21 protein-coding genes are annotated in these 21,702 nt (G+C 50.8%); 19 read left to right on the top strand and 2 right to left on the bottom strand.

The window, feature by feature from the left end; all coding sequences use genetic code 11:
- The first annotated feature begins 2 nt into the window (after positions 1–2).
- The 12 genes from thrB to yajC all read left to right on the top strand — a co-directional run bounded on the left by thrB (position 3) and on the right by yajC (position 12,045).
- The gene (gene thrB, locus AC0YN3_RS12955; protein WP_475775446.1) at positions 3–974 is read left to right on the top strand and encodes a homoserine kinase; all 972 of its coding nucleotides are present in this window, start codon (positions 3–5) and stop codon (positions 972–974) included.
- 2 nt (positions 975–976) lie between these two features.
- On the top strand, positions 977–1,846 hold the full coding sequence (gene pheA, locus AC0YN3_RS12960; RefSeq protein WP_475775447.1) for a prephenate dehydratase: 870 nt from the start codon (positions 977–979) through the stop codon (positions 1,844–1,846).
- 195 nt (positions 1,847–2,041) lie between these two features.
- Complete coding sequence (locus AC0YN3_RS12965) at positions 2,042–3,838, top strand: LysM peptidoglycan-binding domain-containing protein (RefSeq protein WP_475775448.1); 1,797 nt, start codon at positions 2,042–2,044, stop codon at positions 3,836–3,838.
- Between the two features lie 114 nt (positions 3,839–3,952).
- The gene (locus tag AC0YN3_RS12970) at positions 3,953–4,588 is read left to right on the top strand and encodes a BofC C-terminal domain-containing protein (RefSeq protein ID WP_475775449.1); all 636 of its coding nucleotides are present in this window, start codon (positions 3,953–3,955) and stop codon (positions 4,586–4,588) included.
- Positions 4,589–4,759: 171 nt separating this feature from the next.
- Positions 4,760–5,263 (top strand): crossover junction endodeoxyribonuclease RuvC, encoded by a 504-nt coding sequence (ruvC, locus tag AC0YN3_RS12975; protein WP_475775450.1) that lies wholly within the window; start codon positions 4,760–4,762, stop codon positions 5,261–5,263.
- Complete coding sequence (ruvA, locus tag AC0YN3_RS12980; RefSeq protein WP_183557711.1) at positions 5,260–5,895, top strand: Holliday junction branch migration protein RuvA; 636 nt, start codon at positions 5,260–5,262, stop codon at positions 5,893–5,895. Before ruvC ends, ruvA begins: the two co-directional genes overlap by 4 nt.
- A gap of 19 nt (positions 5,896–5,914) precedes the next feature.
- On the top strand, positions 5,915–6,916 hold the full coding sequence (ruvB, locus tag AC0YN3_RS12985) for a Holliday junction branch migration DNA helicase RuvB (RefSeq protein ID WP_441943915.1): 1,002 nt from the start codon (positions 5,915–5,917) through the stop codon (positions 6,914–6,916).
- Between the two features lie 6 nt (positions 6,917–6,922).
- Entirely contained in the window at positions 6,923–7,390 is a 468-nt protein-coding gene (locus AC0YN3_RS12990) for a thiol-disulfide oxidoreductase DCC family protein (RefSeq protein WP_475775451.1), read from the top strand.
- Positions 7,380–9,500: a SpoIID/LytB domain-containing protein gene (locus AC0YN3_RS12995; RefSeq protein WP_475775452.1), complete on the top strand. Its 2,121-nt coding sequence runs from the start codon at positions 7,380–7,382 to the stop codon at positions 9,498–9,500. Before AC0YN3_RS12990 ends, AC0YN3_RS12995 begins: the two co-directional genes overlap by 11 nt.
- A 10-nt stretch (positions 9,501–9,510) precedes the next feature.
- The gene (gene queA, locus AC0YN3_RS13000; RefSeq protein ID WP_475775453.1) at positions 9,511–10,557 is read left to right on the top strand and encodes a tRNA preQ1(34) S-adenosylmethionine ribosyltransferase-isomerase QueA; all 1,047 of its coding nucleotides are present in this window, start codon (positions 9,511–9,513) and stop codon (positions 10,555–10,557) included.
- Between the two features lie 22 nt (positions 10,558–10,579).
- A complete protein-coding gene (gene tgt / locus AC0YN3_RS13005) occupies positions 10,580–11,713 on the top strand; it encodes a tRNA guanosine(34) transglycosylase Tgt (RefSeq protein ID WP_475775454.1) in 1,134 nt (377 codons plus the stop codon).
- Between the two features lie 14 nt (positions 11,714–11,727).
- Complete coding sequence (gene yajC / locus AC0YN3_RS13010) at positions 11,728–12,045, top strand: preprotein translocase subunit YajC (RefSeq protein ID WP_441943910.1); 318 nt, start codon at positions 11,728–11,730, stop codon at positions 12,043–12,045.
- Positions 12,046–12,082: 37 nt separating this feature from the next.
- Here the strand turns inward: yajC and AC0YN3_RS13015 are convergent, their stop codons facing one another.
- On the bottom strand, positions 12,083–12,478 hold the full coding sequence (locus tag AC0YN3_RS13015; RefSeq protein ID WP_475775455.1) for a TIGR04086 family membrane protein: 396 nt from the start codon (positions 12,476–12,478) through the stop codon (positions 12,083–12,085).
- A gap of 199 nt (positions 12,479–12,677) precedes the next feature.
- On the opposite strand from AC0YN3_RS13015, the gene AC0YN3_RS13020 reads away from it, so the two are divergent.
- The gene (locus AC0YN3_RS13020; RefSeq protein ID WP_475775456.1) at positions 12,678–13,436 is read left to right on the top strand and encodes a YetF domain-containing protein; all 759 of its coding nucleotides are present in this window, start codon (positions 12,678–12,680) and stop codon (positions 13,434–13,436) included.
- 43 nt (positions 13,437–13,479) lie between these two features.
- Here AC0YN3_RS13020 and spoVB read toward each other — a convergent pair whose 3' ends face one another.
- Positions 13,480–15,057: a stage V sporulation protein B gene (gene spoVB, locus AC0YN3_RS13025; protein ID WP_475775457.1), complete on the bottom strand. Its 1,578-nt coding sequence runs from the start codon at positions 15,055–15,057 to the stop codon at positions 13,480–13,482.
- Positions 15,058–15,365: 308 nt separating this feature from the next.
- On the opposite strand from spoVB, the gene AC0YN3_RS13030 reads away from it, so the two are divergent.
- The 6 genes from AC0YN3_RS13030 (at position 15,366) to AC0YN3_RS13055 (ending at position 21,513) form a co-directional block, all read left to right on the top strand.
- Positions 15,366–15,605, top strand: a complete 240-nt coding sequence (locus AC0YN3_RS13030; protein ID WP_475775458.1) for a post-transcriptional regulator — start codon at positions 15,366–15,368, stop codon at positions 15,603–15,605.
- Between the two features lie 83 nt (positions 15,606–15,688).
- On the top strand, positions 15,689–16,921 hold the full coding sequence (gene secD / locus AC0YN3_RS13035; protein ID WP_475775459.1) for a protein translocase subunit SecD: 1,233 nt from the start codon (positions 15,689–15,691) through the stop codon (positions 16,919–16,921).
- Positions 16,911–17,825 carry a protein translocase subunit SecF gene (secF, locus tag AC0YN3_RS13040; RefSeq protein WP_475775460.1) on the top strand — a complete coding sequence of 305 codons (915 nt, stop codon included), beginning with the start codon at positions 16,911–16,913 and terminating at the stop codon, positions 17,823–17,825. Before secD ends, secF begins: the two co-directional genes overlap by 11 nt.
- 145 nt (positions 17,826–17,970) lie before the next feature.
- Positions 17,971–18,888, top strand: a complete 918-nt coding sequence (locus AC0YN3_RS13045; RefSeq protein ID WP_475775461.1) for a cation diffusion facilitator family transporter — start codon at positions 17,971–17,973, stop codon at positions 18,886–18,888.
- A 33-nt stretch (positions 18,889–18,921) separates the two neighbouring features.
- Entirely contained in the window at positions 18,922–20,943 is a 2,022-nt protein-coding gene (gene recJ, locus AC0YN3_RS13050; RefSeq protein ID WP_475775462.1) for a single-stranded-DNA-specific exonuclease RecJ, read from the top strand.
- 39 nt (positions 20,944–20,982) lie between these two features.
- Positions 20,983–21,513, top strand: a complete 531-nt coding sequence (locus AC0YN3_RS13055; RefSeq protein ID WP_475775463.1) for an adenine phosphoribosyltransferase — start codon at positions 20,983–20,985, stop codon at positions 21,511–21,513.
- The last annotated feature ends 189 nt before the right edge of the window (positions 21,514–21,702 follow it).

The raw sequence follows: 21,702 nt of genomic DNA on the forward strand, positions 1-21,702 counted from the left end.
TTATGAATAATCGCAGAGTTATTGTAAAAGTACCGGCAAGCACGGCTAATTTAGGTCCTGGCTTCGATACGCTGGGAATGGCGCTCTCGCTATATGCATGGATCGAGCTCCGGGTCAGTGAACAAACCGAATTCCAATTCTATGGCGATCAAATGCGGGGCTTGCCGAAAGACAAGTCGAACCTCATCTATAAAGTGGCGCAGCTTGTATTCAAAGAAGCTGGCGTCCATGTGCCTGAGCTGTCGATCTCGATGCACAGCGACATTCCGCTGACTCGCGGACTAGGCAGCAGCGCGTCAGCGATCGTAGGAGCTCTCGTAGCGGCGAATGCGCTAATCGGAAGCCCTTTGACGGACGATAAGCTGTTCCAGATGGCAACGGCTTTAGAAGGCCATCCTGACAATGTAGGCGCATCAATGTTCGGCGGTATCGTTGTCTCTGCTTGGGACGGGGAGCGGGCGGAGTATATCCGTCTGGAGCCGGATCCGCGGCTGAAGACGCTTGTAGCGATCCCGGCCTTCCAGCTGTCGACGGAGAAAGCGCGCCACGCGCTGCCGACGCAGCTATCGATGGCCGACGCGGTGTACAATGTCGGCCGCAGCTCTTTGCTTGTCGCCGCGCTTGCAAGCGGCGAGCTTGGCATGATCCGCCATGCGATGAAGGACAGGCTGCACCAGCCTTACCGTGCGGCACTGATTCCCGGCATGGCGACGATTCTGGAGCGCGCGGTTGAATATGGCGCGCTGGGCGCTGCGCTAAGCGGAGCGGGACCGACGCTGATTGCTTTTGTTGGCGACAAGGCAGGGGATGCGGATGCATTGGAGCCGTTTCTGCTGGAGACACTCAAGCAAGAAGGCATCGAGGCAAGAACATTATGGCTAGCACCTGCCGTTCATGGTCCTCGAATTACGGTTGAGGATATATCAAAGCACCCTGCGGTTCCTCTTCCCGAACGAATTAAAGGAGAGGTGTAGGAATGAAAACAATCGCGGTTTTACCTGCCGGCTCGGTATCGGATGAGGCGGCTAGGCACTTTTTAGGCGGCGAGCAAATCGATTGGAAGTATCATAGGCTCATCTCGGATGTGTTTCTTTCCACGGTTAACGGAATCAGCGAGTACAGCATTATTCCGATCGAGAATACGATAGAAGGCTCAGTGAGCTTACATATGGATTGGCTTGTGCATGAGGTCGACATTCCGATACAAGCGGAGTGGGTCTATCCATCGATCCAGAATTTAATCGGCCGCCAAGCCGAAGCGCAGGGCGCTGAGGGTGCTGTGGATTATTCGAAAATTACGAAGGTCATCAGCCATCCTGTTGCGATCGCGCAATGCCTGCAGTTTTTGCGAACCAATCTTCCTCACGCGGTGACGGAGCATGTCAGCAGTACGGCCGAGGGCGTTCGAATCGTGCAGAACAATCCGAATGCCGGCTGGGCAGCGATTGGCACGAAGACGGCGGCGGCGAATGAGAAGCTGGATGTCATTGCAAGCGAGATTACCGATCATGATAACAACTATACCCGGTTTTTGCTTGTCGGCTCGGAGCCTTATACGGCTAGGCAATCGGATAAGTTCAAAACGAGCATATTGGTTACGCTGCCCGAGGATTTCCCTGGCGCGCTTCATCAGGTGCTTGCGGCTTTTGCATGGCGCAAAATCAACTTATCCCGCATCGAGTCGCGTCCGACAAAGAAAAGGCTGGGCAATTATTATTTCTTTATCGATATCGACATGGCGCTCGACACGGTTCTGCTGCCATCCGCGCTGCAGGAAATCGAAGCGATCGGCTGTCAGGTTCGCGTGCTGGGAAGCTATCCGAGCTTTATCGAGTTCAAAAAATAGTACGTGCGCATGAAAGGGAATTATATAGCCTTGCAAAGCAGCTAGCCGTGTTCACTCTTAGGAGTGGGCTCGGCTTTTTTACTATTTTTTTGTGAAAGTGGAGACACTCGCCCATATTCTGCATAGGATGTAAGGATTGATAATAGGCATAAGCAGTGCCATGTTATTCAGAACGTGACAGGAGGGTAACGGCGAGTGAAAATCCATATTGTAAAAAAGGGCGACAGCTTATACTCCATCGGCCAAAAGTATAATGTATCGCTCGAAGAGATTTTAAAGCTGAACCCGGGCATTACGAACCCGGACGTCATCGAGGTAGGAATGAAGCTGAAAATACCGTCAAGCCATACCGGCGGTTCAGGCGGCGGGATGGACATCATGCATCAGCATATCGTGAAGCAGGGGGATACCCTTTGGAAGCTGTCGAAAGCTTGGGGAGTACCGCTTGCCGACATGATCAAAGCTAATCCGCAGCTTAAAAACCCGAATGTGCTGCTTACCGGCGAGGTCGTTAACATCCCTAAGGTAAGCGATTCGGGTCATGGCGGGACCGACGGGCATGGTGCCGGCCACGGCATGGGCCAAGGAACCGGCGGTGCGGGTTCGCTGCATCCAACATCGGTTATGCAAAACGTGCAGGGCTGGGTAGGAAAACTGTCTACGGCTCCGATAACTGGCAAAATACCTACCGGACCGATCGCGGGCAAAACGCCAACGGCACCAATCGCGCCAGTGCCTGTTGCACCAGTAGCGCCAGCGCCTGTCGCTCCCGTCCAGCAGAAGCCAGTGGCGCCTATTGTAAAGCCAGTGAAACCAGCCCCGCTGCCGGCACCAAAAGCAGCTGCGGTTGAACCGGCCAAAAAAGCGCTCCCGATCCAAAAGCCCGTTGAGAAGAAGCTGCAGCCCATTCATTCGGAATATAAGCCGAATGTAGATTTGTTCAAGCAGTATGGGATACCCGCAACCGAAGCATTATCATTATACGATCTTCCAAAAGCACCTGAAGCCGTGTCCCCGGTCCAGCAGCAGCCTTCATATGGCGGATATGGTTATGGCCACTCCATGGCAATGCCCGCGCAAACTGGCCATGGCTACGGCTATGGCGGCTGGCAGCAACCGGTTCCCTTCGGCAGCACGGTCAGCCCGCTTGGGGACAGCAATGAAGCGCCGTTCGACTGTCCTCCAGGCACCGTATTTGTTGGCAGCTATCCGTCACCTTCAACGATGCCGATGGCAGCAGGACCTGGCTGGGGATATGGGTATCCTGGCGTGAATCCGCTCCAGCAGGATGCAAACGAGAACAGCCAAATGGTGGCGGGAGCTTCGGCATTGCCAAACCAAGGATTCGTATCGCCGCTTGCGATGCAGCCGAACCAAGGAATGGTATCGCCGCTTGCGATGCAGCCGAACCAAGGAATGGTGTCGCCGCTTGCGATGCAGCCGAACCAAGGAATGGTGTCGCCGCTTGCGATGCAGCCGAACCAAGGAATGGTATCGCCGCTTGCGATGCAGCCAAACCAAGGAATGGTGTCGCCGCTTGCGATGCAGCCGAACCAAGGAATGGTGTCGCCGCTTGCGATGCAGCCGAACCAAGGAATGGTGTCGCCGCTTGCGATGCAGCCGAACCAAGGATTCGTATCGCCAGCAGGCATGCAGCCGGATTATGGTTATGGGTATGGCGGGCATGGTATGGTCATGCCGGCGCATGCCCAGCATGATGGAGGCTACGGCTATGGATACGGCTATCCGGCCTATCCGCCATATCCAGGTTGGCCGCAAACGGCAGGCGCAAATGATGCCAATCAAGCCGATTGCGGATGCAAAGGAAACCGTTCGGACCAAAACGCGGCAAAGCAGGCAGAGCCCGAGCTGGATAAACCCGTGAAAACAGTCGTACAGCGGAAGAACGCCAAAAAGGCGGTTATCCGAACCGTATCGACACGGCCTAACAAAACGAAAAATCGCGGAAACCAGCCTTGGCTGAATCGTTAATGCAGGGGGGAACCCCCAATGGTTGCAATCAACCATTGGGGGTTTTCTTATTTTTTGCATATTTATGTAATACTGGCGCATACTATCAAAAAATATAATGAAGGGGTCTTCCCTATGATGGAATTCAGCCTTTGGAAAAACTTGAAAAAGCAGCTCCGAAGAAAACGCCGGCCGACATGGAGTTTAGGGGCAATCATCCCTATCCTGCTGGCAGGCGGGCTTTTGCTTCCCGATGCTGAGCTTGTGCTGGCAGCGCCGGATATATCCGCAGAACAAAGCATAATCCATAAGCTTGAAAACGAAAAGAGCCCGCTTACGGTGGAACTGCACCGCGTATATGTATGCGGCGAGGAAACGAAGCCCCTCGGCCGGATGATGAGCAAGCAAGTTGCCAAGCTTTTGCGGGGCCATCCTGAATGGAAGGCGGAGCTTGATGTATCGGAGAGCTTGGTCCGCGTTGAGCAGCGCGTAGAGGATTTATCCGAGCATTGCAAGGCGAACGCTTATATGGGCGTGGACAAGCAGGGGAATTTGAATCTTTATGACGGGATTCCCAAAAAAGAAAAGGTTGTACGCACCTTTTTTCAGCTTGACGTTCGTTACATGGAGAGCAGCCTGCCGCAGGACAAGCTGGACCAGATTACAAAAGGCATACGAATTAGTGACATCGAGGAGTATAACAGCGTATTATCCACTTTTAGCGATTATGCCATCGAACAAAACCAGAAGGTTATGCAACCGGCCTATTAGGCTATGAACATGAAGGAAAGAGAGGCTGCGCAGCGATGCGTGGCCTTATTTGTATGGGCTGAAAGCCGAAATATCAAACGCGCGTTCTCATTCCTCCTATCTTTTGCTATAATGGATGAAGCAACTTTCAGTGCTTGCGCTGAGTAGCACGTAATTTGAGGAGATGGGCGTTTGCGCGTTCTTGGGATAGACCCTGGTTATGCCATAGTTGGATTTGGATTTATAGATAAGATCGGACACAAGCTTACGCCTGTTCAATATGGCGCGATTCAGACGGAAGCTCATACGCCGGCCGAGCAGCGATTGCTGCAGGTTTATGAGTCCGCGGGCGCGTTAATGGATAAATATAAGCCGGATACCGTCGGCGTGGAGAAGCTGTTTTTTAACCGGAACGTAACCACTGCCTTTGACGTCGCACAGGCTAGGGGAGCGATTATCCTGGCTGCTGCCCAGCGGGGCTTGCCCATTGGCGAATATACGCCGCTTCAGGTGAAGCAGGCTGTTGTCGGATACGGCAAAGCAGAGAAGAAGCAAGTGCAGGAGATGGTCAAAATGTTTCTGAAGCTATCGGCAGTTCCGAAGCCAGATGATGTGGCCGATGCTCTTGCCGTGGCCATTTGCCATGCGCATTCGTTCGTTCTGAATCAAAAAATAAGCGAGGTGAAACGTTCGTGATCGATTTTTTGAGAGGCAATGTCGTTCATCTGGAAACCGAATATATCGTCCTGGATGTTCGAGACACCGGCTATCGCGTGTTTACACCGAATCCTTACGCGTTCGCAAAGAAGGAAGAACCCGTAACCGTATATATTCACCATAGCGTTCGCGAAGATGCGATTCTTTTGTTCGGCTTCGAGACTAGAGAGGAGCAGGCCCTGTTCCGCAAGCTGCTTGAGGTATCGGGCATCGGTCCCCGCGTAGCGCTTGGCATTCTTTCAGGAGGCAGGCCGGACGCCGTTATTGCGGCCATTCAGCAGGAAAACATCGCTTTCCTTACGAAACTTCCCGGCATTGGCAAGAAGACCGCGCAGCGAATGATTCTGGATCTGAAGGACAAGCTGATCGGCGCAGGCTTAGACGGAGGATTGCTTACGGCGGCAGGCATAGCGCTTGACCTTACTTCGAGCAGGCATTCCGGTCAAGGAGCAGGCACGGCTTGGCAGGAAGCCAGAGAAGGGCTTGCAGCTCTCGGCTACACGGCAGCAGAGCTGGATAAAGCATGGTTAGGGCTGCAGCATAGCGCAACGGCGGAGGAATCCGTCGATTCCTTAATGAAGCGTGCGCTTCAGCAGCTGTTCAAAGGGTAACGGAAGGAGATGAAGGCAAATGGATGATCGAATCATTTCCGCCAACCTGATGATGGAAGACCAGGCGGTTGAACTCAGCCTGCGTCCACGCTATCTGGCCGAATATATCGGGCAATCGAAGGCCAAGGAAAATCTGAAGGTGTACATCGAAGCAGCGAAGCTGCGCAAGGAAGCGTTGGATCATGTATTATTATATGGACCGCCGGGACTTGGCAAAACGACGCTATCTAATATTATTGCGAATGAGCTTGGCGTCAGTCTGCGAACGACATCCGGGCCCGCGATCGAACGGCCTGGTGATCTTGCGGCATTGCTGACGAATTTGCAGGAAGGCGACGTGCTGTTTATTGACGAAATCCATCGCCTGCACCGCACGGTAGAGGAAGTCTTGTATCCAGCGATGGAAGACTTCGCGCTGGACATCATGATTGGGAAAGGGCCTAGCGCCCGTTCAGTAAGGCTGGATTTGCCGCCGTTCACGCTTATCGGCGCGACAACTCGGGCAGGCTTGCTCTCAGCACCGCTGCGCGACCGTTTCGGAGTCGTCAGCAGACTTGAATTTTATACGATTGATGAATTGGCATTCATAGTGGCGAGGACAGCCGAAATTCTGAACGTAAGCATAGTAGGGGAAGCTGCCGGGGAGATTGCCATGCGGTCACGGGGGACACCTCGTATTGCGAATCGGCTGCTGAAGCGCGTTCGGGATTTTGCGCAGGTTCGCGGTGACGGCGTTATTACGCATGATTTGGCGAGATCTGCGCTTGAGCTGCTGCAGGTAGACCCAATGGGCCTAGATCTGATTGATTTCAAAATGCTTCAAGCAATGATGACGACGTTTGCCGGGAGACCGGTTGGCCTCGATACCATTGCGGCAACCATCGGTGAAGAAAGCCAAACGATTGAGGATGTCTATGAGCCCTATTTGATGCAGATTGGATTCTTGCAGCGGACGCCTCGCGGAAGAATTGCGACAGACAATGCCTACAGGCACTTGGGGCTTCCCATTCCGGGGAGGTAATGACCAATGGGAAGGACTCGAGGCTTGTCTGCAGAGAAGCTCTATGTTATCTATGACGGATATTGCAATCTATGCCTTGCTTCCGTCGCTAAGCTAAAGGAGCTTCATTCAAAGGCAGCGTTGCAATTCATACAAATCCAGCAGCTGGAAGCAGCAGGCGATACGGAAGCGCTGTTGTCGCGGAGTCCGCAGCTTGATTTGGCAGCTCTATACGAGAAAATGCATGTAATCGATGAACAAGGGAAGTTATATGCGGGCGCAGACGGTGTTGTTAGGATACTTAGAACGGTAAAAGGTTTTGGCTGGCTGTCCGCTTTCTATCGCATTCCGGGCATGAGCCGCATTGCCGATCGCATGTACCGTTTCGTTGCGAACCGAAGGTACGAGTGGTTTGGCTCGACTGAGCAAAGCTGTTCCATTAACGGCTGTGATTTGCCGAAGAGCAGAGAGGAGAGAGACAAACATGGCAAATAAACGGACATTCAAGCAATATTTGATGCTTGTAGTTGTAATTATGCTGCTTGCAACATCGTGGACGGGCTCTCCGTCACATGCGGCAGTACCCAAACTGGATCAAATACGCGTTGCTCTTTTCATGCAATTGCCTGGGAAATATGATGATACGACGGCTGCGGCAACCTTTTCTTCGCCTACAGGCTTGAGCATCGGCTCTAGACAGCCGGACGGCGTAAGCAGCTGGTTTAATGTGTCAGGCGGCGCTAGCGTGAGATTTGCAGCAGACAGCTTTAAAGTTAAAGTGTATGAATCAACGACATTCGCATCCGCAATTGCGGTGCAGAAGAGGTTGCAAGCGTTAAAGGGAGCCGCTTTCCTCACTTCGCTTTCCAAAAATGGCTCGATCGTTTATCAAGTCATTGAAGGTACATATAAGACGGCGGCAGAAGCAGCCGCTGCCCTAACCAAGTGGGCGGCTGACAGCGAGATTTCCAAGCTGGTTGGCGGGTATAAAGCGGTACAGCAGGGACCCTTGCATCTGGAGAGTGCTCCGCTTGCAGGGAAGACGGAAGCGATAGCAGCTGCCAGCAGCTTCGGGGCGATCGGATTGGATGCTTATGTAGCTGTCCGCGCCTCCCAAGCAGGAGCGGCAAGCTACTCCGTTATGGTTGGCGCTGCAGTAACAGAGGCAGAGCTGCAGATCGTGCAGGCTGCGGCATCCAAAGCTTCAGGAGGCAGCACGCTGAAAGCAGCAGATGCCAAGCTGCCCTTTCTTTTGCTTCGCAATGACCATACGGTAAGCGCGAAAGCTGAAAGCAGTACAGAGCTTTACATGTTCGCGGGAAGCGACACCAAGATATCGATCTTGCCGCTCGGAACGGATCCGATCAAGCTAACGGAGCGCAGCAATCGCAGCTACCGCGGGCAATTCGAGCTTAGTATGCTGAATGGCCGGATGGCAGTTGTCAATGAACTGCCTTTTGAGCAATACCTATATTCCGTCGTCGGCGTAGAGATGTATCCTTCTTGGCCGGCAGAGGCGCTTAAGGCACAGGCCGTTGCGGCGCGCTCTTACGCATTGAACAAGGGATTCGGTTTCCAAATCGCTCATGTCGTAGATACCACGCTTAGCCAAGCCTATTACGGAACAGGCTCTGAGAAGTCCTCTACAATCGCAGCTGTCGATGATACGGCAGGCGAAGTGGCCATGTACGATGGAAAGGTTATTGAGGCGTTGTTCGCAGCCAGCGGCGGAGGCATGACGGCAGATGCCAAAGAGGTATGGGGCAATGCCGTACCTTATTTGATGCCGGTGAAAAGTCCGGACACTTCCAGCGAAGCAGGCTTGCACAGCTGGTACCGCGTTATTCTTCCTAGCGGGGAAATCGGATATATCCGTGACGATTTGTTGGACGAGACTGGACAAGCTACGGCGGCCGGAAGCTCAATTATGCAAGTGAATACGAATGGGACAAAGGTTCGCAAGCATCCTCAGATTCAAGATACGATTCCAGTTGTTGCAACGGCAGACAGCGGAACGAAGGTTATCGTGCTGGAGAAAAAAACGGAGTCCAATTCGATGTCTTGGGTGAGAGGTCCTTATACGCCCCAAGAGATGCTGACCGTCATAAATGCTAAAGTGAAAACGCCGATATCGGGTCCTCTCCGTACGCTGGAAGTTAGTCAGAAGGGTGCTTCCGGTCGTGCAACCGAGATTACAGCCAATGGCCAGAAGCTAACGGTGAGCTACCCGGATATGTTCCGCAGTACCCTAGGGGTACAAGGCTCGCTGCCAAGCACATTGTTCCAGATCGAGGAAACGGCGAAGGTTGCTTTACTAGGTTCGGGATCTGCGACAAGAACGAAGCCGGGCGACTCGGCTCCCGTTTATATGATCAGTGCAGGCGGCAAGGTAACAGAGGCTAGCCAATCGAATTTATTTATTCTGGATGGCAGCAAGCAATTGCGCGCTGCGACCAAAGAGCCGTCATTCCGTTTCATCGGCACCGGTAACGGGCATGGCGTTGGCTTATCGCAGTATGGCGCGCTTAGCCTTGCCCAGCAAGGGTATGACTATCAATATATTTTGAAATACTACTACAAAGATGTAACCATCGCTAAGGAATGATTGAATCGATATGAACGTAGAATGGTTTGACTTTGAATTGCCGGAGAACCTTATAGCCCAAACCCCGTTGCTTGATCGCACAGCATCTAGGATGCTGGCACTTAATAAGCAGACGGGCGAAATAACGCATGGCAGCTTTACGGATTTGGAGCGGTACGTTGGAGCCGGGGATGTGCTTGTCCTCAATGACACTAGAGTAATTCCTGCGCGGCTGACTGGCGTCAAGAGCGATACGGGCGCCAAGATCGAGCTGCTGCTTCTGAAGCAGCTAGAGGGTGACAGCTGGGAAGCGCTTGGCAAGCCTGCCAAACGCCTAAAGGTCGGTACCGCTCTTTCCTTTGGAGATGACGGGCAGGGCAATCCTTTGCTGCGGGCCGTTATTGAGAAGGAAGGCGAGATGGGTGGAAGAACGATCCGCTTCGAATACGAAGGGATCTTCCAAGAGCTGCTGGATCGATTGGGAGAGATGCCGCTGCCGCCTTACATCAAGGAGAGGCTTGAGGAGCGCGAGCGTTATCAAACCGTTTACTCCAAGCATGCAGGATCTGCTGCGGCGCCGACAGCCGGACTTCATTTCACGGATGCTTTTCTTAACAAGCTTCAAGCAAAAGGCGTCAAGCTCGCGTATGTAACTCTCCATGTTGGCCTTGGAACCTTTCGTCCGATGTCGGTGGACTTGGTAGAGGATCACGAGATGCATTCGGAATATTATGAGCTGAATGAACAGAATGCAGCCATAATAAATGAAGCCAAACAAAGCGGTGCCCGTATTATTGCAGTGGGGACAACTTCGTCTAGAACGCTGGAGACGGTTGCGGCCCGGTACGAAGGGAGTCCGGTTGAGGCTTGCAGCGGCTGGACATCGATTTTTATATTCCCAGGCTACGAGTTTAAGCTCGTTAATGCTCTACTGACTAATTTTCATTTGCCGAAGTCTACGCTGGTCATGCTCGTAAGTGCGCTGGCTGGACGTGATGAGGTTATGCATGCCTATAAAGAAGCGGTTGCACATGAGTATCGGTTCTTTAGCTTCGGCGATGCAATGTTTATTTACTAACTAGGAATAGGAAGCGTGAATCGTGGCTGTAAAATATGAATTAATCAAACAATGCAAGCAATCGGGAGCGCGCCTTGGTCGCGTGCATACCCCTCACGGCGTGATCGAGACGCCAACCTTTATGCCGGTAGGCACGCAGGCTACGGTCAAAACGATGAGCCCGGAAGAATTGAAAACGATGGATGCCCAAATTATACTGAGCAATACGTACCATCTGTTTCTAAGGCCAGGACATGAAATCGTAAGAAATGCAGGCGGCCTGCATAAGTTTATGAACTGGGATCGTCCGATCCTGACAGACAGCGGAGGCTTTCAGGTTTTCAGCTTAAGCGAGATGCGTAAAATTACGGAAGAAGGCGTCCATTTCCGCTCCCATCTCAATGGAGACAAAAAGTTTCTATCGCCTGAGGTTGCGATGGAAATCCAGAATGCGCTAGGTTCGGATATTATGATGGCGTTCGATGAATGTCCGCCATTCCCAGCCGAGCATGAATATGTGAAGAAATCGTTGGAGCGTACGACAAGATGGGCAGAACGCTGTCTTAAAGCGCATGCGAGACCTGAGGACCAGGGACTTTTTGCTATCGTGCAGGGCGGAATGTACAAGGATCTGCGCATTCAGAGCGCAAATGATTTGACTTCCATGGATTTCCCGGGGTATGCTATTGGTGGACTGAGCGTTGGAGAGCCTAAGCATTTGATGTACGATGTGCTCGATTATACAGTACCCATTTTACCTGCGAATAAACCTCGTTATCTAATGGGAGTGGGATCGCCGGATGCATTGATTGAGGGTGCTATCCGCGGTATTGATATGTTTGATTGCGTACTGCCGACTCGGATTGCCCGTAACGGGACAACCATGACAAGCCAAGGCAGGCTCGTTATTCGCAACGCGAAGTATGCCGAGGATTTCGGTCCTTTGGACCCTCAATGCTTCTGCTACACGTGTACGAATTATTCGAGAGCGTACATACGGCATCTCATTAAAGCCGACGAGATATTTGGCATGAGGCTTACGACTTACCACAATTTGCATTTCTTGCTTCAACTCATGAGGGACGTTCGGCAAGCGATAATGGATGACCGACTGCTTGATTTCCGGGATTCCTTCTTCACAAGCTACGGCCTTTTCGATAATGAGAAAGGATTTTGAAAGGGGGGATTTCGATGTGGCTAGCAGCAGAAGCAGGTCAAAGTAACATTTTAGGAATGATTTGGCCGTTTGTACTTATGTTCGCGGTGTTTTATTTCTTGCTTATTCGTCCGCAGCAGAAGAAACAGAAGCAACGTTCTTCGATGCTCAACCAATTGAAAAAAGGCGATAAAATTTCAACAATTGGTGGTTTGCACGGAACGGTCGTCGAGCTTAGCGATGACACAGTTGTACTTCGTGTAAACGATACAACTAAAATGACATTCGAGCGCAGTGCAATCAACACAATCATCAACTCTGCACCATCAGCAACGGTTGATTTGGAAAAATAATAAAAAGAAGCTGACATGCATGCATGTCAGCTTTTTTTTATTGTTTTTTCATGTTGACGCCGATCATTCCGCCGAAAGCACCTGCGAGAAGAGAGGATCCGAGCAGCAAAGCACTGTGCATGGAGAGGGATGCGTCCGAGGCTAGGAAGCTGATGATTATGACGATTGCTCCGTAAATTAAACCAAGCAATCCGCCGTTGTACCATCCTTTGCTCTCGGATCGTCTCCCGGAGGTAAAGCCCCCGGCAAGTGCAGCGAAGCCATGAACAAGCAGGGCATTCATAGCCAAGCTGCTTTCTTTCATGCCCGTGAAATGTAAAAGCAATGATAGCAGTAAGGCGCCAGCGGCCAGCCAAATGATCGAAAATAAAACTCCAGCAAGCAGCGGTGATGCGATTAAAGGCGGTTTAACAGCTTGTTTTACCGAGCTCATCAAATTCCCCCCAGTGATTGGAACGTATTACTTAACCATATGGTCAAGCTAACCGGATTAGTACAACTACTTGCATGTCTTGCCATATATTCGTATAAGCGGGCAGAGTATGAGGTTATGCGCCGCAGGTGAGAATAGCTTTACGCACAAAGGAGCTGACTGCAGCTCAAATGACATAAGTCGAGGAGGAGGTTTCCGCTTGGAATTCTGGAGCCTGTTAATCCGGACGGTGATTATTTATTTCGTTGTGTTTCTGATTATGCGCTTTATGGGAAAGCGGGAAATCGGAAAGTTGTCTGTATTCGATTTGGTTATTTCCGTGATGATCGCGGAGATTGCGGTAATTGTAATTGAGGATATGGAGCGATCCATGTGGAGCGGCATATTGCCGATGGTTGTTCTGCTGCTCATTCAAGTGGGAAGTGCTTTTATGACGATGAAAAGTCGAAAGCTAAGGCTCTTGTTCGATGGCAAGCCAAGCGTAATCATCGATAAGGGGAAATTAAATAGCGATGTAATGCGGAAGCAGCGTTACAATTTGGATGACTTAATGCTTCAGCTCAGGGAAAACAAAATAAGTGCGGTATCGGACGTGGAATTCGCGATATTGGAGACGAGCGGAAAGCTTTCAGTCATTCCTAAAGAGGATTCGAACGACTCTGCAAGTGACGAAAGCAGAGGCCAAGATGATCATAATAGCTTAGGCGGGGATAGACTTAAAACATACAGCCAATCCAAGATTATTCCGTCCAAATATCGTTTTGAAATTTTACCGGTACCGCTCATTATGGATGGCAAGGTACAGGACGAGAATTTGGAGAAACTTGAAAAGACGAGATTTTGGCTTAAAAATGTGCTTCAGGAAAAAGGAGTCACCGATTTTAAGGACGTATTTTTCTGCACGATTGACCACAAAGGGAAGCTCTTTGTCGATACGCATGACAAGAAACGGCGATAAGAAGAGGGTGGTCCCTCTTTTTATCGCCGTTTCTAATGCCTATTTATTTAAACCAATTTCCGAACAACGGAATGCGTACCATATCATGGCGATCGATAATTTTCATGATGACCATTAATAACAAATAAATAACGGCGCTCGCGGCGCAGGCAAGCAGCAGATTAATCCATTCTGCCGGCAACGGCTGCTGGTTCATTGTAAACTGGGCGCCAGCCCCCATAATGACCATTGCTGCCCCCACTTTGACAAAGTCGAGCAGCTTCATATGGAATCCGATGAATCTCAATACGCTTATCGCATGCAAAAGGGTAACGAGGACAATATTCACGTTAATCGCAATAAGCGCGCCGTAAATGCCGTATTCGGGATCGGAGGCAAGCTGAACGATGAGAAACAGCTTCACAATGGCGCCGATTAAAGTGTTGATCAAAGATGTACCTGGTTTATTCAGTGCTTGAAGCGCTGCTTGCAGCGGCGCCTGCAGATAGATGAAAATGCCAACCGTAGCAATGAGTTGAAGCATGGGAGCGATATCGGCATGATTGTAGAGCATGCGGCAAATCGGCTCGGCGAACAAAAACATAATGACTACGAAGGGGGCACCTGATACGAGAGCGAGCCGCATGGACTGATGCAATCTTTTATGAATTAAGGCATGATCGCCTCTCGCAGCAGCCTCGGACAATGAAGGGACAAGCGATACCGCCAGCGAGTAAGTTAGAGCTGTAGGCAGCAGCAGCAAAGGTACGATCATGCCCTGCAGCGCTCCGTATTGAGCGGTTGCGAGCCCGGTAGCTATTCCGGCTGCTGCTAGGCTTCGTGCGGTAAGGATGGATTCAAGCAAATAGGAGAATGAACCAATCAGACGGCTTCCGGTGACCGGAATGGATAATCCAAGCAGCCTGCGCAATACGGGCATGTTTTTTTCTGTTTTTGCGGGACCGGCATTTTCAATTGCCTGTTCCGTCGGGGGCCGGTCACGGTAATATTTCCAGAGCAGGACGGCTAAGCCCCCGATTTCTCCGATTACAGCACCCAGCATGGCGCCGGCGGAAGCCCATTCCAGACCATAGGGCAGGAACAAAAAGGCAAAGGTAAGCGATGCGATTATGCGAAGCACGGTTTCGACGATTTGCGAGACCGCAGTCGGTATCATATTTTGCTTCCCTTGAAAGTAACCGCGATAAACCGAGGATAACCCAATGATCATCAGCATGGGCGTCATAACTAAAAAGGTCTGATAAACGCGCGCATCGGGAAGGATATGCGTCGTAATCCATTTGGCGCCAAGCAGCATGACACCAGTCATTATAACGCCAAGCAGGGAGACAAGGCCCATCGCCGTTCGGAAAATATACTTCACGCGCGCCGAATCGCCTTGCGATTCGGCTTCGGCAATCCATTTGGCAACGGCGAGCGGAATACCCCCAGTAATAATCGTGAGCATCACCGTAAGAAACGGGTAGCTTAGCTGGTATAAGCCGACGCCTTCCGCGCCCATAATTCGAGGCAGCGCGATTCTTGGCACGAATCCGAGCAACCGGTTGATGATGCCAGCGGCAAGTAATATCATAGCGCCTTTGATAAATGTTTGTTTGGTTGCGTTTTTACGCTTCGTCATACTGGATTACCCTCTTCTCTATTATGGAATAGCTGATCTGCTCCTGCCTGAGCAATCAGACGAAGCTGTAAGACAGGCTTTTACTATCATCTTTATGCTCGGCATGTCCGATTCCATGTCACTCAATTTGCAGATTGCAGAAGACGGGGCAGGAATTCGGATGAGCAACAGCGAATAGTTGGATTAGAAAAGTTAAAGTGGCTGAAACGGACCAAGCGTTCTGGGTATAGTTGCGGGTTGGACAAAGTGTGCTGCTTCCCTTACTATATGAACGATGGTTGATGTCACAGGGCTTTAGGAGGCGCAGCATGGCAGACGAAGAATTAAATCGTATGATTGAAGAGCTATGCATAAGCAAAGCGGAAGAATTTCATCTTATCGGGTACGAGCATGTTACGGGCCAAGAGGTATGGGAGTGTGTCAGCGAGAAATACAAGAAGACGGGACACCCCGAGCTTCACGAATTAGTCAACGACATTCTATCTCTGAAAGTGATGAAATTTATGAATTTCATGACGATTAGCGCATACAAGGGAAACCCGTTTTGATCAACTGGGTTTCTTTTTTTTTGACTCGATTTTGCCTCGTCTGTATAATAGGAATATTGAGATCATAAGGGGGATTTAGACGTATGTTCGGGAAGAGAATTATTGCCTTCCTTGCGATCGTAGTCATTATGTTTGGCGTTATCGCTTGGACAAGCCCATCGCTAGTGAAAGACGTAAGGCTAGGCCTTGATTTAAAAGGCGGTTTCGAGGTTTTGTACGAAGCATCCCCGCTTGAGGGCGGAGAGGCTGTAACGCCGGAATCTTTGAAAGAAACAGCAAGAAGCTTGGAGAAAAGGATCGATGAGCTCGGAATAGTTGAGCCTGAGATTACGACAGAAGGCGCGAACCGGATTCGTTTGCGTTTGGCAGGCGTGGAGGACGAGAATGAAGTACGCGCGATTCTCGCTAAGCCGATCAATCTGACATTCCGTGGCCCAGACGGCAAAATCGAACTTGACGGCAGTGATTTCAAGCCGAACGGCGCAGGCATCGGCTATGATAACCTAAGCAAGCCTTTTGTTACGATTGAGCTTAAGGACGGCAAAAAGTTCGAAGAGATTACGACTCGCTTGACTGGCCAGTATTTGGCTATTTATCTCGATGACAAAGAATTGTCCAAGCCCTCTGTTAACTTTCCTATCTCTGGGGGTTCCGCGCAGATTTCGGGAAATTACACTGTAGATGAAGCCAATGAATTGGCTGATATGATCAACCTCGGCGCGCTACCGCTCAAGTTGACTGAAAAGTATACCCAAAGCGTAGGCGCTAAGCTTGGTCTTGCTTCCTTGAAGGATACCGTTGAGGCGGGCATTATTGGTACGGTTATCATATTGGTATTCCTGCTTATTCTGTTCCGTATTCCTGGCGTTGTGGCAGGCATCACGGTCATTACTTATACGTGGCTCTTGCTCGTTGTTTTCAATTTAATGAACGCTACTTTAACGCTGCCAGGTATCGCCGCTTTTGTGCTGGGGATCGGGATGGCAGTCGATGCCAATATCATTATGTATGAACGGATTAAGGAAGAAATCCGCAGCGGCAAAAGCTTGCTATCCTCGCTTAAAGCGGGCTCGAAAAACTCGTTCCGTACCATTATGGATGCGAATATTACAAACATCATCTCAAGCGCGGTGCTTTATTTCATCGGAAATGGTGCCATTCGCGGTTTTGCATTAACGATGATCTTCAGTATTCTTGTCAGCATGCTGACGAATATTTTCTTGTCCCGGTTTTTGATCATGCTGCTTATCAAGAGCAATCTATTTACAAAACCGAGCTATTATGGTGTGAAGGAGGCAGAAATCCGTGAACTTTAATACAAAGATTCGATACGATTTTATTGGGAACCGCAACAAGTTCTTTCTGTTCTCAATCACGTTGACTATAGTAGGGATCTTGTCGTTGCTTTTCTTTAGCCTTAATTTCGGTGTTGATTTCAAGGCGGGAACGAACATGGATATATTGGTAGGCAAGGCGGCTAACCAGCAGGATGCCAAAGAAATTCTAGTGAAAGCCGGAATCGAAGGCATTACGCCTACCGTAGGCGGTACGGATAGCGATCGCGTTTCTGCCCGTTTCGATGAGGTTCTTACGCAAGCCAAGATTGTTGAGATTCAAGAAGGCTTTAAAGCCAAATACGGCGATCAGGTTTCTTCTGAGGTTAACGTCGTGTCGCCAGACATGGCGCAGGAACTCGGCATCAAGACAATCTGGGCGATTCTGATCGCGAGTGTCGCCATTATGATTTATGTCATGATTCGATTCGAATGGCGTTTTGCCCTTGCTGCGAATATCGCGATTCTGTATGATGCGTTTGTGGTGGTTGCCCTGTTCTCCATTTTCCGTCTGGAGGTAGACCTTCCGTTCATCGCGGCAGTGCTTACGACAATTGGTTATTCCATTAATGATAAGATCGTTATTTTTGACCGTATCCGGGAGAACTTGCGCTTCGGGCAGTTCAAAAACCGCGATCAGCTCGCTGAAATGGTCAACGCGAGTATTTGGCAAACGATGGCGAGAAATATTTATACGGTATTGGCCGTTCTCGTCGTTGCCGTATGTTTGTTCATCTTCGGAAGCGAGTCCATCAAGCTGTTTGCGCTCGCGAAAATTATCGGTCTCACCAGCGGTGCATACTCGTCAATCTGTATTGCAAGCCCGCTCTGGCTGCTGCTTAAAGGCAAGCAAAAACCGAAAGCAGTCGCTAAGACTACGGCTTAATTCTGAGTTCGCACATGCTCACGAAGCAGGTTTTGCATCCGCAAAACCTAAGCACATGCTCACGAAGCAGATTTTGCATCCGCAAAATCTAAGCACATGCTCACGAAGCAGATTTTGCATCCGCAAAATCTTTTAGGAGGTAAAAATGTCAACCACACAGCGATATGCAAAAGCAGAGTCCGCAAGCTGGGCCGGCTTATGGGGAAACATGCTGCTGGCTCTATTTAAAGGCGTGATAGGTTGGTTGTCAGGTAGCAAGGCGTTGCTTGCAGATGCATTTCGGTCGGCTGCCGAGGTAGCAGCGGGCGTTGCAGCATTATCCGGCTTGCGGATAAGCAGGCAGCGGAAGCTGGTTCAGTCTAATTCCACAACGGAAACAGAAGACTTAAGAGGAGAGGCGGCGACAACAATTCTGTTGTCAGTCGTCCTTCTCATCATTGGGCTCGAGATTGGCATTTCGGCAATTCGCGATATTGCTGACGGCGTGCCGTCGGCGCCGCATTGGAGCGCAACTGCAGCAATCGTCATTTCATTAATCGTACAGCAGCTTTTCTCGCCGGAAAAGGATCGGATGATGGGGCTTTATTGTTCCTCAGCTGCCTTGCTCGGGGCAAGCGGCGCGATTATGGGGAAAATGCTCTCGATACCTGCCCTTTATTATTTTGATCCGGCCGCAGCGATCGTTATTGCGGTTATTGTTGTCATGAACGGCTATAGGATGGCGACCGTATTCATCCGCAAGGATAGCGAATCAGCAGCTTTGGACGAAAATCCGAATGAGCTAATGCAGTTGGTACAGCGGGTGGAAGGCGTAATTACGGTGCAGTCCATGAGGGCGAAGGAACATGGCCATTATGTCATAGCCGATATGGTTATAAGCGTTAATCCGCGCATATCGGTACTTGAAGGCCAAGAAATCGCAAAAAGAGTAAAGCAGCTGGTCATGAAGCGTTTTATCCATGTTACGGACGTATCGATTTATGTTGAGCCTTATGATCCTGGTTATCCATACAAGTCCAATCATGATCCGAATCAGGAGCAGATGCCGACACTGCTGCAATAAGCAAAACCAAACAGCAGAGGAGGAAAAAGCAGCATGATTCAGAGGAAAACAAGGTGGGCACTTGCTCCATGGTCCGTAACCGATGAAGAAAATGCCCAAAAGCTGGCTTCGCATCTTGGCTTGCCGTCGTTGGTAGCCAAGCTTCTTGTTAAGCGGGGCTTTGATGAAGTAGGAACGGCAGAGCGTTTTCTGCGGGGCGGCGTCGAGCATTTTCATGATCCGTATTTATTGCGCGGCATGAAAGAGGCAGTCGAGAGGATTAGGCAGGCGGCAGCCCATAACGAGAAAATACGAATATACGGCGATTATGACGCTGACGGCGTGTCGAGTACTTCCTTGCTTGTTCATTTGTTCAGAGCCTTGAATTATGAATTTGATTATTACATTCCGCATCGTGCATTAGAAGGATACGGCCTGAATAAAAAGGCTATTAAGCTTGCTGCGGATGAAGGTGTCCGCTTGATCGTAACCGTTGATACCGGCATTAGCGCCGTCGATGAAATCGCTTATGCGGGGGAGCTCGGCATCGATGTCGTAGTAACCGACCATCATGAGCCTCCGGAGCAAATCCCGAACGCCTGCGCGGTAGTCAATCCGAAGCAAATAAATTGTGACTATCCATTTAAAGGGCTGGCCGGCGTAGGAGTAGCGTTTAAACTGGCGCATGCTTTGCTGGACCGACCGCCGCTTGAATGGGCGGATATTGCCAGCTTAGGCACGATAGCGGATTTGATGCCTCTTAAGGATGAGAACCGGATATTGGTCCGTTATGGATTGGAGCGATTGAGGAGCCAGCCTAGCGTGGGCTTCCGAGCCTTGGCGGAAGCGGGCGGCATCGAGCTTGAAGCGATAACCTCAACGGGCGTCGCGTTCGGCATGGCACCGCGGATCAATGCTGCCGGAAGGCTGGATCATGCGAAGCGTGCCGTAGAACTGCTTACGACAGAAGAGTATGACAATGCGATTCTCGCCGCCATTAGCTTGGATAGCTTGAACAAAGAGCGGCAGCGTGTCGTAGAGAGCATCGTGAAGGAAGCAGAGCAGCTCTGGCAAGTGAAAACGGAGGAGGCTGAAGCTGCTGGCATGGCCTCTCCGCCAGTCATCGTGCTTGCGGGCGAAGGCTGGAATGTCGGCGTAATTGGCATCGTAGCCTCCAAGCTTTTGGAACGGAATTATAAACCAGTTATTATTTTGGGGATAGATGAGCAGACGGGGATGTGTAAGGGGTCTGCGCGCTCAATAGAGGGCTTTGATCTCCATGCGGCTCTTACAGCGTGCGACGAGCTGCTCGATCACTACGGAGGCCACCAGGCCGCTGCCGGAATGAGCTTGCATCGCGACCGTTTGCCAGAGCTTGAGCAGCGTCTGGGCAAGCTCGCTTCCGAGTGGCTGAGCGCGGATGATTGGATACCGAAAACAGCGGTCGATCTTATGTGCTCCGTGAACGAGGCAACTCTCGAAACGATTGCAGAGCTGTCGCAGCTCGAGCCATTCGGGATGGGGAACCCTTCGCCAAGACTGCTCTTCCAAGGCGCTGAGCTTGCTGATCGGCGCACGATTGGCAAGGATTCCAAACATCTGAAGCTTTCGCTTGGGAGCGGCCGCCGCTTGCTTGACGGAATCGGGTTTAGCATGGGCATGCTGGCAGAGGGACTGCGCCCCGGAAGCAAAGTCGATGTTATCGGCGAGCTGTCGATCAATGAGTGGAACGGGCAGCGGAAGCCGCAGCTGCAACTGCATGATATGCATTTCGACCCTGCTGCCGGAATGTTCCCTGAACGCGAGGATTTCGGCAAGGTCTATCAGCAGTTGAAGCAGCTGGGCCAAGCTCAGCTACCCGGTCTAAACGAGCGGATCGCTAAGCAAAGCGGATTATCGCTAGTTATCGTAGAGCTGATGCTTGACGTATTCGAGGAGCTGGCGTTTATTGAGCGCAGCAACGGGACGATGACCGCTGCAAGCTCACCGCAGAAACGGGACCTGGCAACCTCGGAGCGTTATCGCTCGGCCAAGGAACAGTATGAAGCATCACGAATGTCCGTAGCCGGTCATTAACACTAAAGAATAGTTTGAAAAGGAAAGGGTTGACCTCTCGTGTCCAACACAACATACAACTTCAAAGATTACATTCGGGTAATTCCTGATTTCCCGCAGCCTGGCATCAGGTTCAAAGATATTACGACGCTATTGAAGGACGGAGGGGCTTATCGCGCAGCGATTGAAGAAATGCGGGCTGCCATTGCGCATATGAAAATCGATGTCATTGCCGGTCCGGAAGCGCGCGGATTCGTTGTCGGTGCTCCACTCGCGGTTGCGCTCGGCGTTGGCTTTGCTCCCATCCGCAAGAGCGGCAAGCTGCCCGGCGAAACCATTACAGCTAGCTATGATTTGGAATACGGCAATGATCAGCTCGCTATGCACAAGGACGCGATTTCACCGGGACAGCGCGTTCTCATCGCGGATGATTTGCTTGCGACAGGCGGAACGATCGCGACTTCGATCAATCTGGTGAAGCAGCTTGGCGGGGAAGTCATTGGGGCTGCGTTCCTGATCGAGCTAACTTACCTGACCGGGCGCGAAAAGCTTGACGGAATTGAAGTTTTCTCACTCATGACCTACGAATAAATGACATAGCGAAGCTAGTCTATACGTGCACCGCCTGTTGCTTCTATCGCTTATTGCGGGAAGCCCAGGCGGTTTTATTTTATTAATGAAGCGCTTCGGTAGTTGACGCGGTGCCGCTATTACAGGCATAATATTATAAAAACTCGGAAAACGCATGAATGGGATCCGCCAGGAGTGTAATCAGAAAGG

It is taken from the genome of Paenibacillus sp. J22R232 (assembly GCF_056269165.1).

Excerpts from the sequence above, each read along its gene's own strand:
- thrB (WP_475775446.1), top strand. The coding sequence starts at position 3 with ATGAATAATCGCAGAGTTATTGTAAAAGTACCGGCAAGCACGGCTAAT.
- pheA (WP_475775447.1), top strand. The coding sequence starts at position 977 with ATGAAAACAATCGCGGTTTTACCTGCCGGCTCGGTATCGGATGAGGCG.
- AC0YN3_RS12970 (WP_475775449.1), top strand. The coding sequence starts at position 3,953 with ATGATGGAATTCAGCCTTTGGAAAAACTTGAAAAAGCAGCTCCGAAGA.
- ruvB (WP_441943915.1), top strand. The coding sequence starts at position 5,915 with ATGGATGATCGAATCATTTCCGCCAACCTGATGATGGAAGACCAGGCG.
- AC0YN3_RS12990 (WP_475775451.1), top strand. The coding sequence starts at position 6,923 with ATGGGAAGGACTCGAGGCTTGTCTGCAGAGAAGCTCTATGTTATCTAT.
- AC0YN3_RS12995 (WP_475775452.1), top strand. The coding sequence starts at position 7,380 with ATGGCAAATAAACGGACATTCAAGCAATATTTGATGCTTGTAGTTGTA.
- queA (WP_475775453.1), top strand. The coding sequence starts at position 9,511 with ATGAACGTAGAATGGTTTGACTTTGAATTGCCGGAGAACCTTATAGCC.
- yajC (WP_441943910.1), top strand. The coding sequence starts at position 11,728 with ATGTGGCTAGCAGCAGAAGCAGGTCAAAGTAACATTTTAGGAATGATT.
- AC0YN3_RS13015 (WP_475775455.1), bottom strand. The coding sequence starts at position 12,478 with ATGAGCTCGGTAAAACAAGCTGTTAAACCGCCTTTAATCGCATCACCG.
- spoVB (WP_475775457.1), bottom strand. The coding sequence starts at position 15,057 with ATGACGAAGCGTAAAAACGCAACCAAACAAACATTTATCAAAGGCGCT.
- AC0YN3_RS13030 (WP_475775458.1), top strand. The coding sequence starts at position 15,366 with ATGGCAGACGAAGAATTAAATCGTATGATTGAAGAGCTATGCATAAGC.
- secD (WP_475775459.1), top strand. The coding sequence starts at position 15,689 with ATGTTCGGGAAGAGAATTATTGCCTTCCTTGCGATCGTAGTCATTATG.
- AC0YN3_RS13045 (WP_475775461.1), top strand. The coding sequence starts at position 17,971 with ATGTCAACCACACAGCGATATGCAAAAGCAGAGTCCGCAAGCTGGGCC.
- recJ (WP_475775462.1), top strand. The coding sequence starts at position 18,922 with ATGATTCAGAGGAAAACAAGGTGGGCACTTGCTCCATGGTCCGTAACC.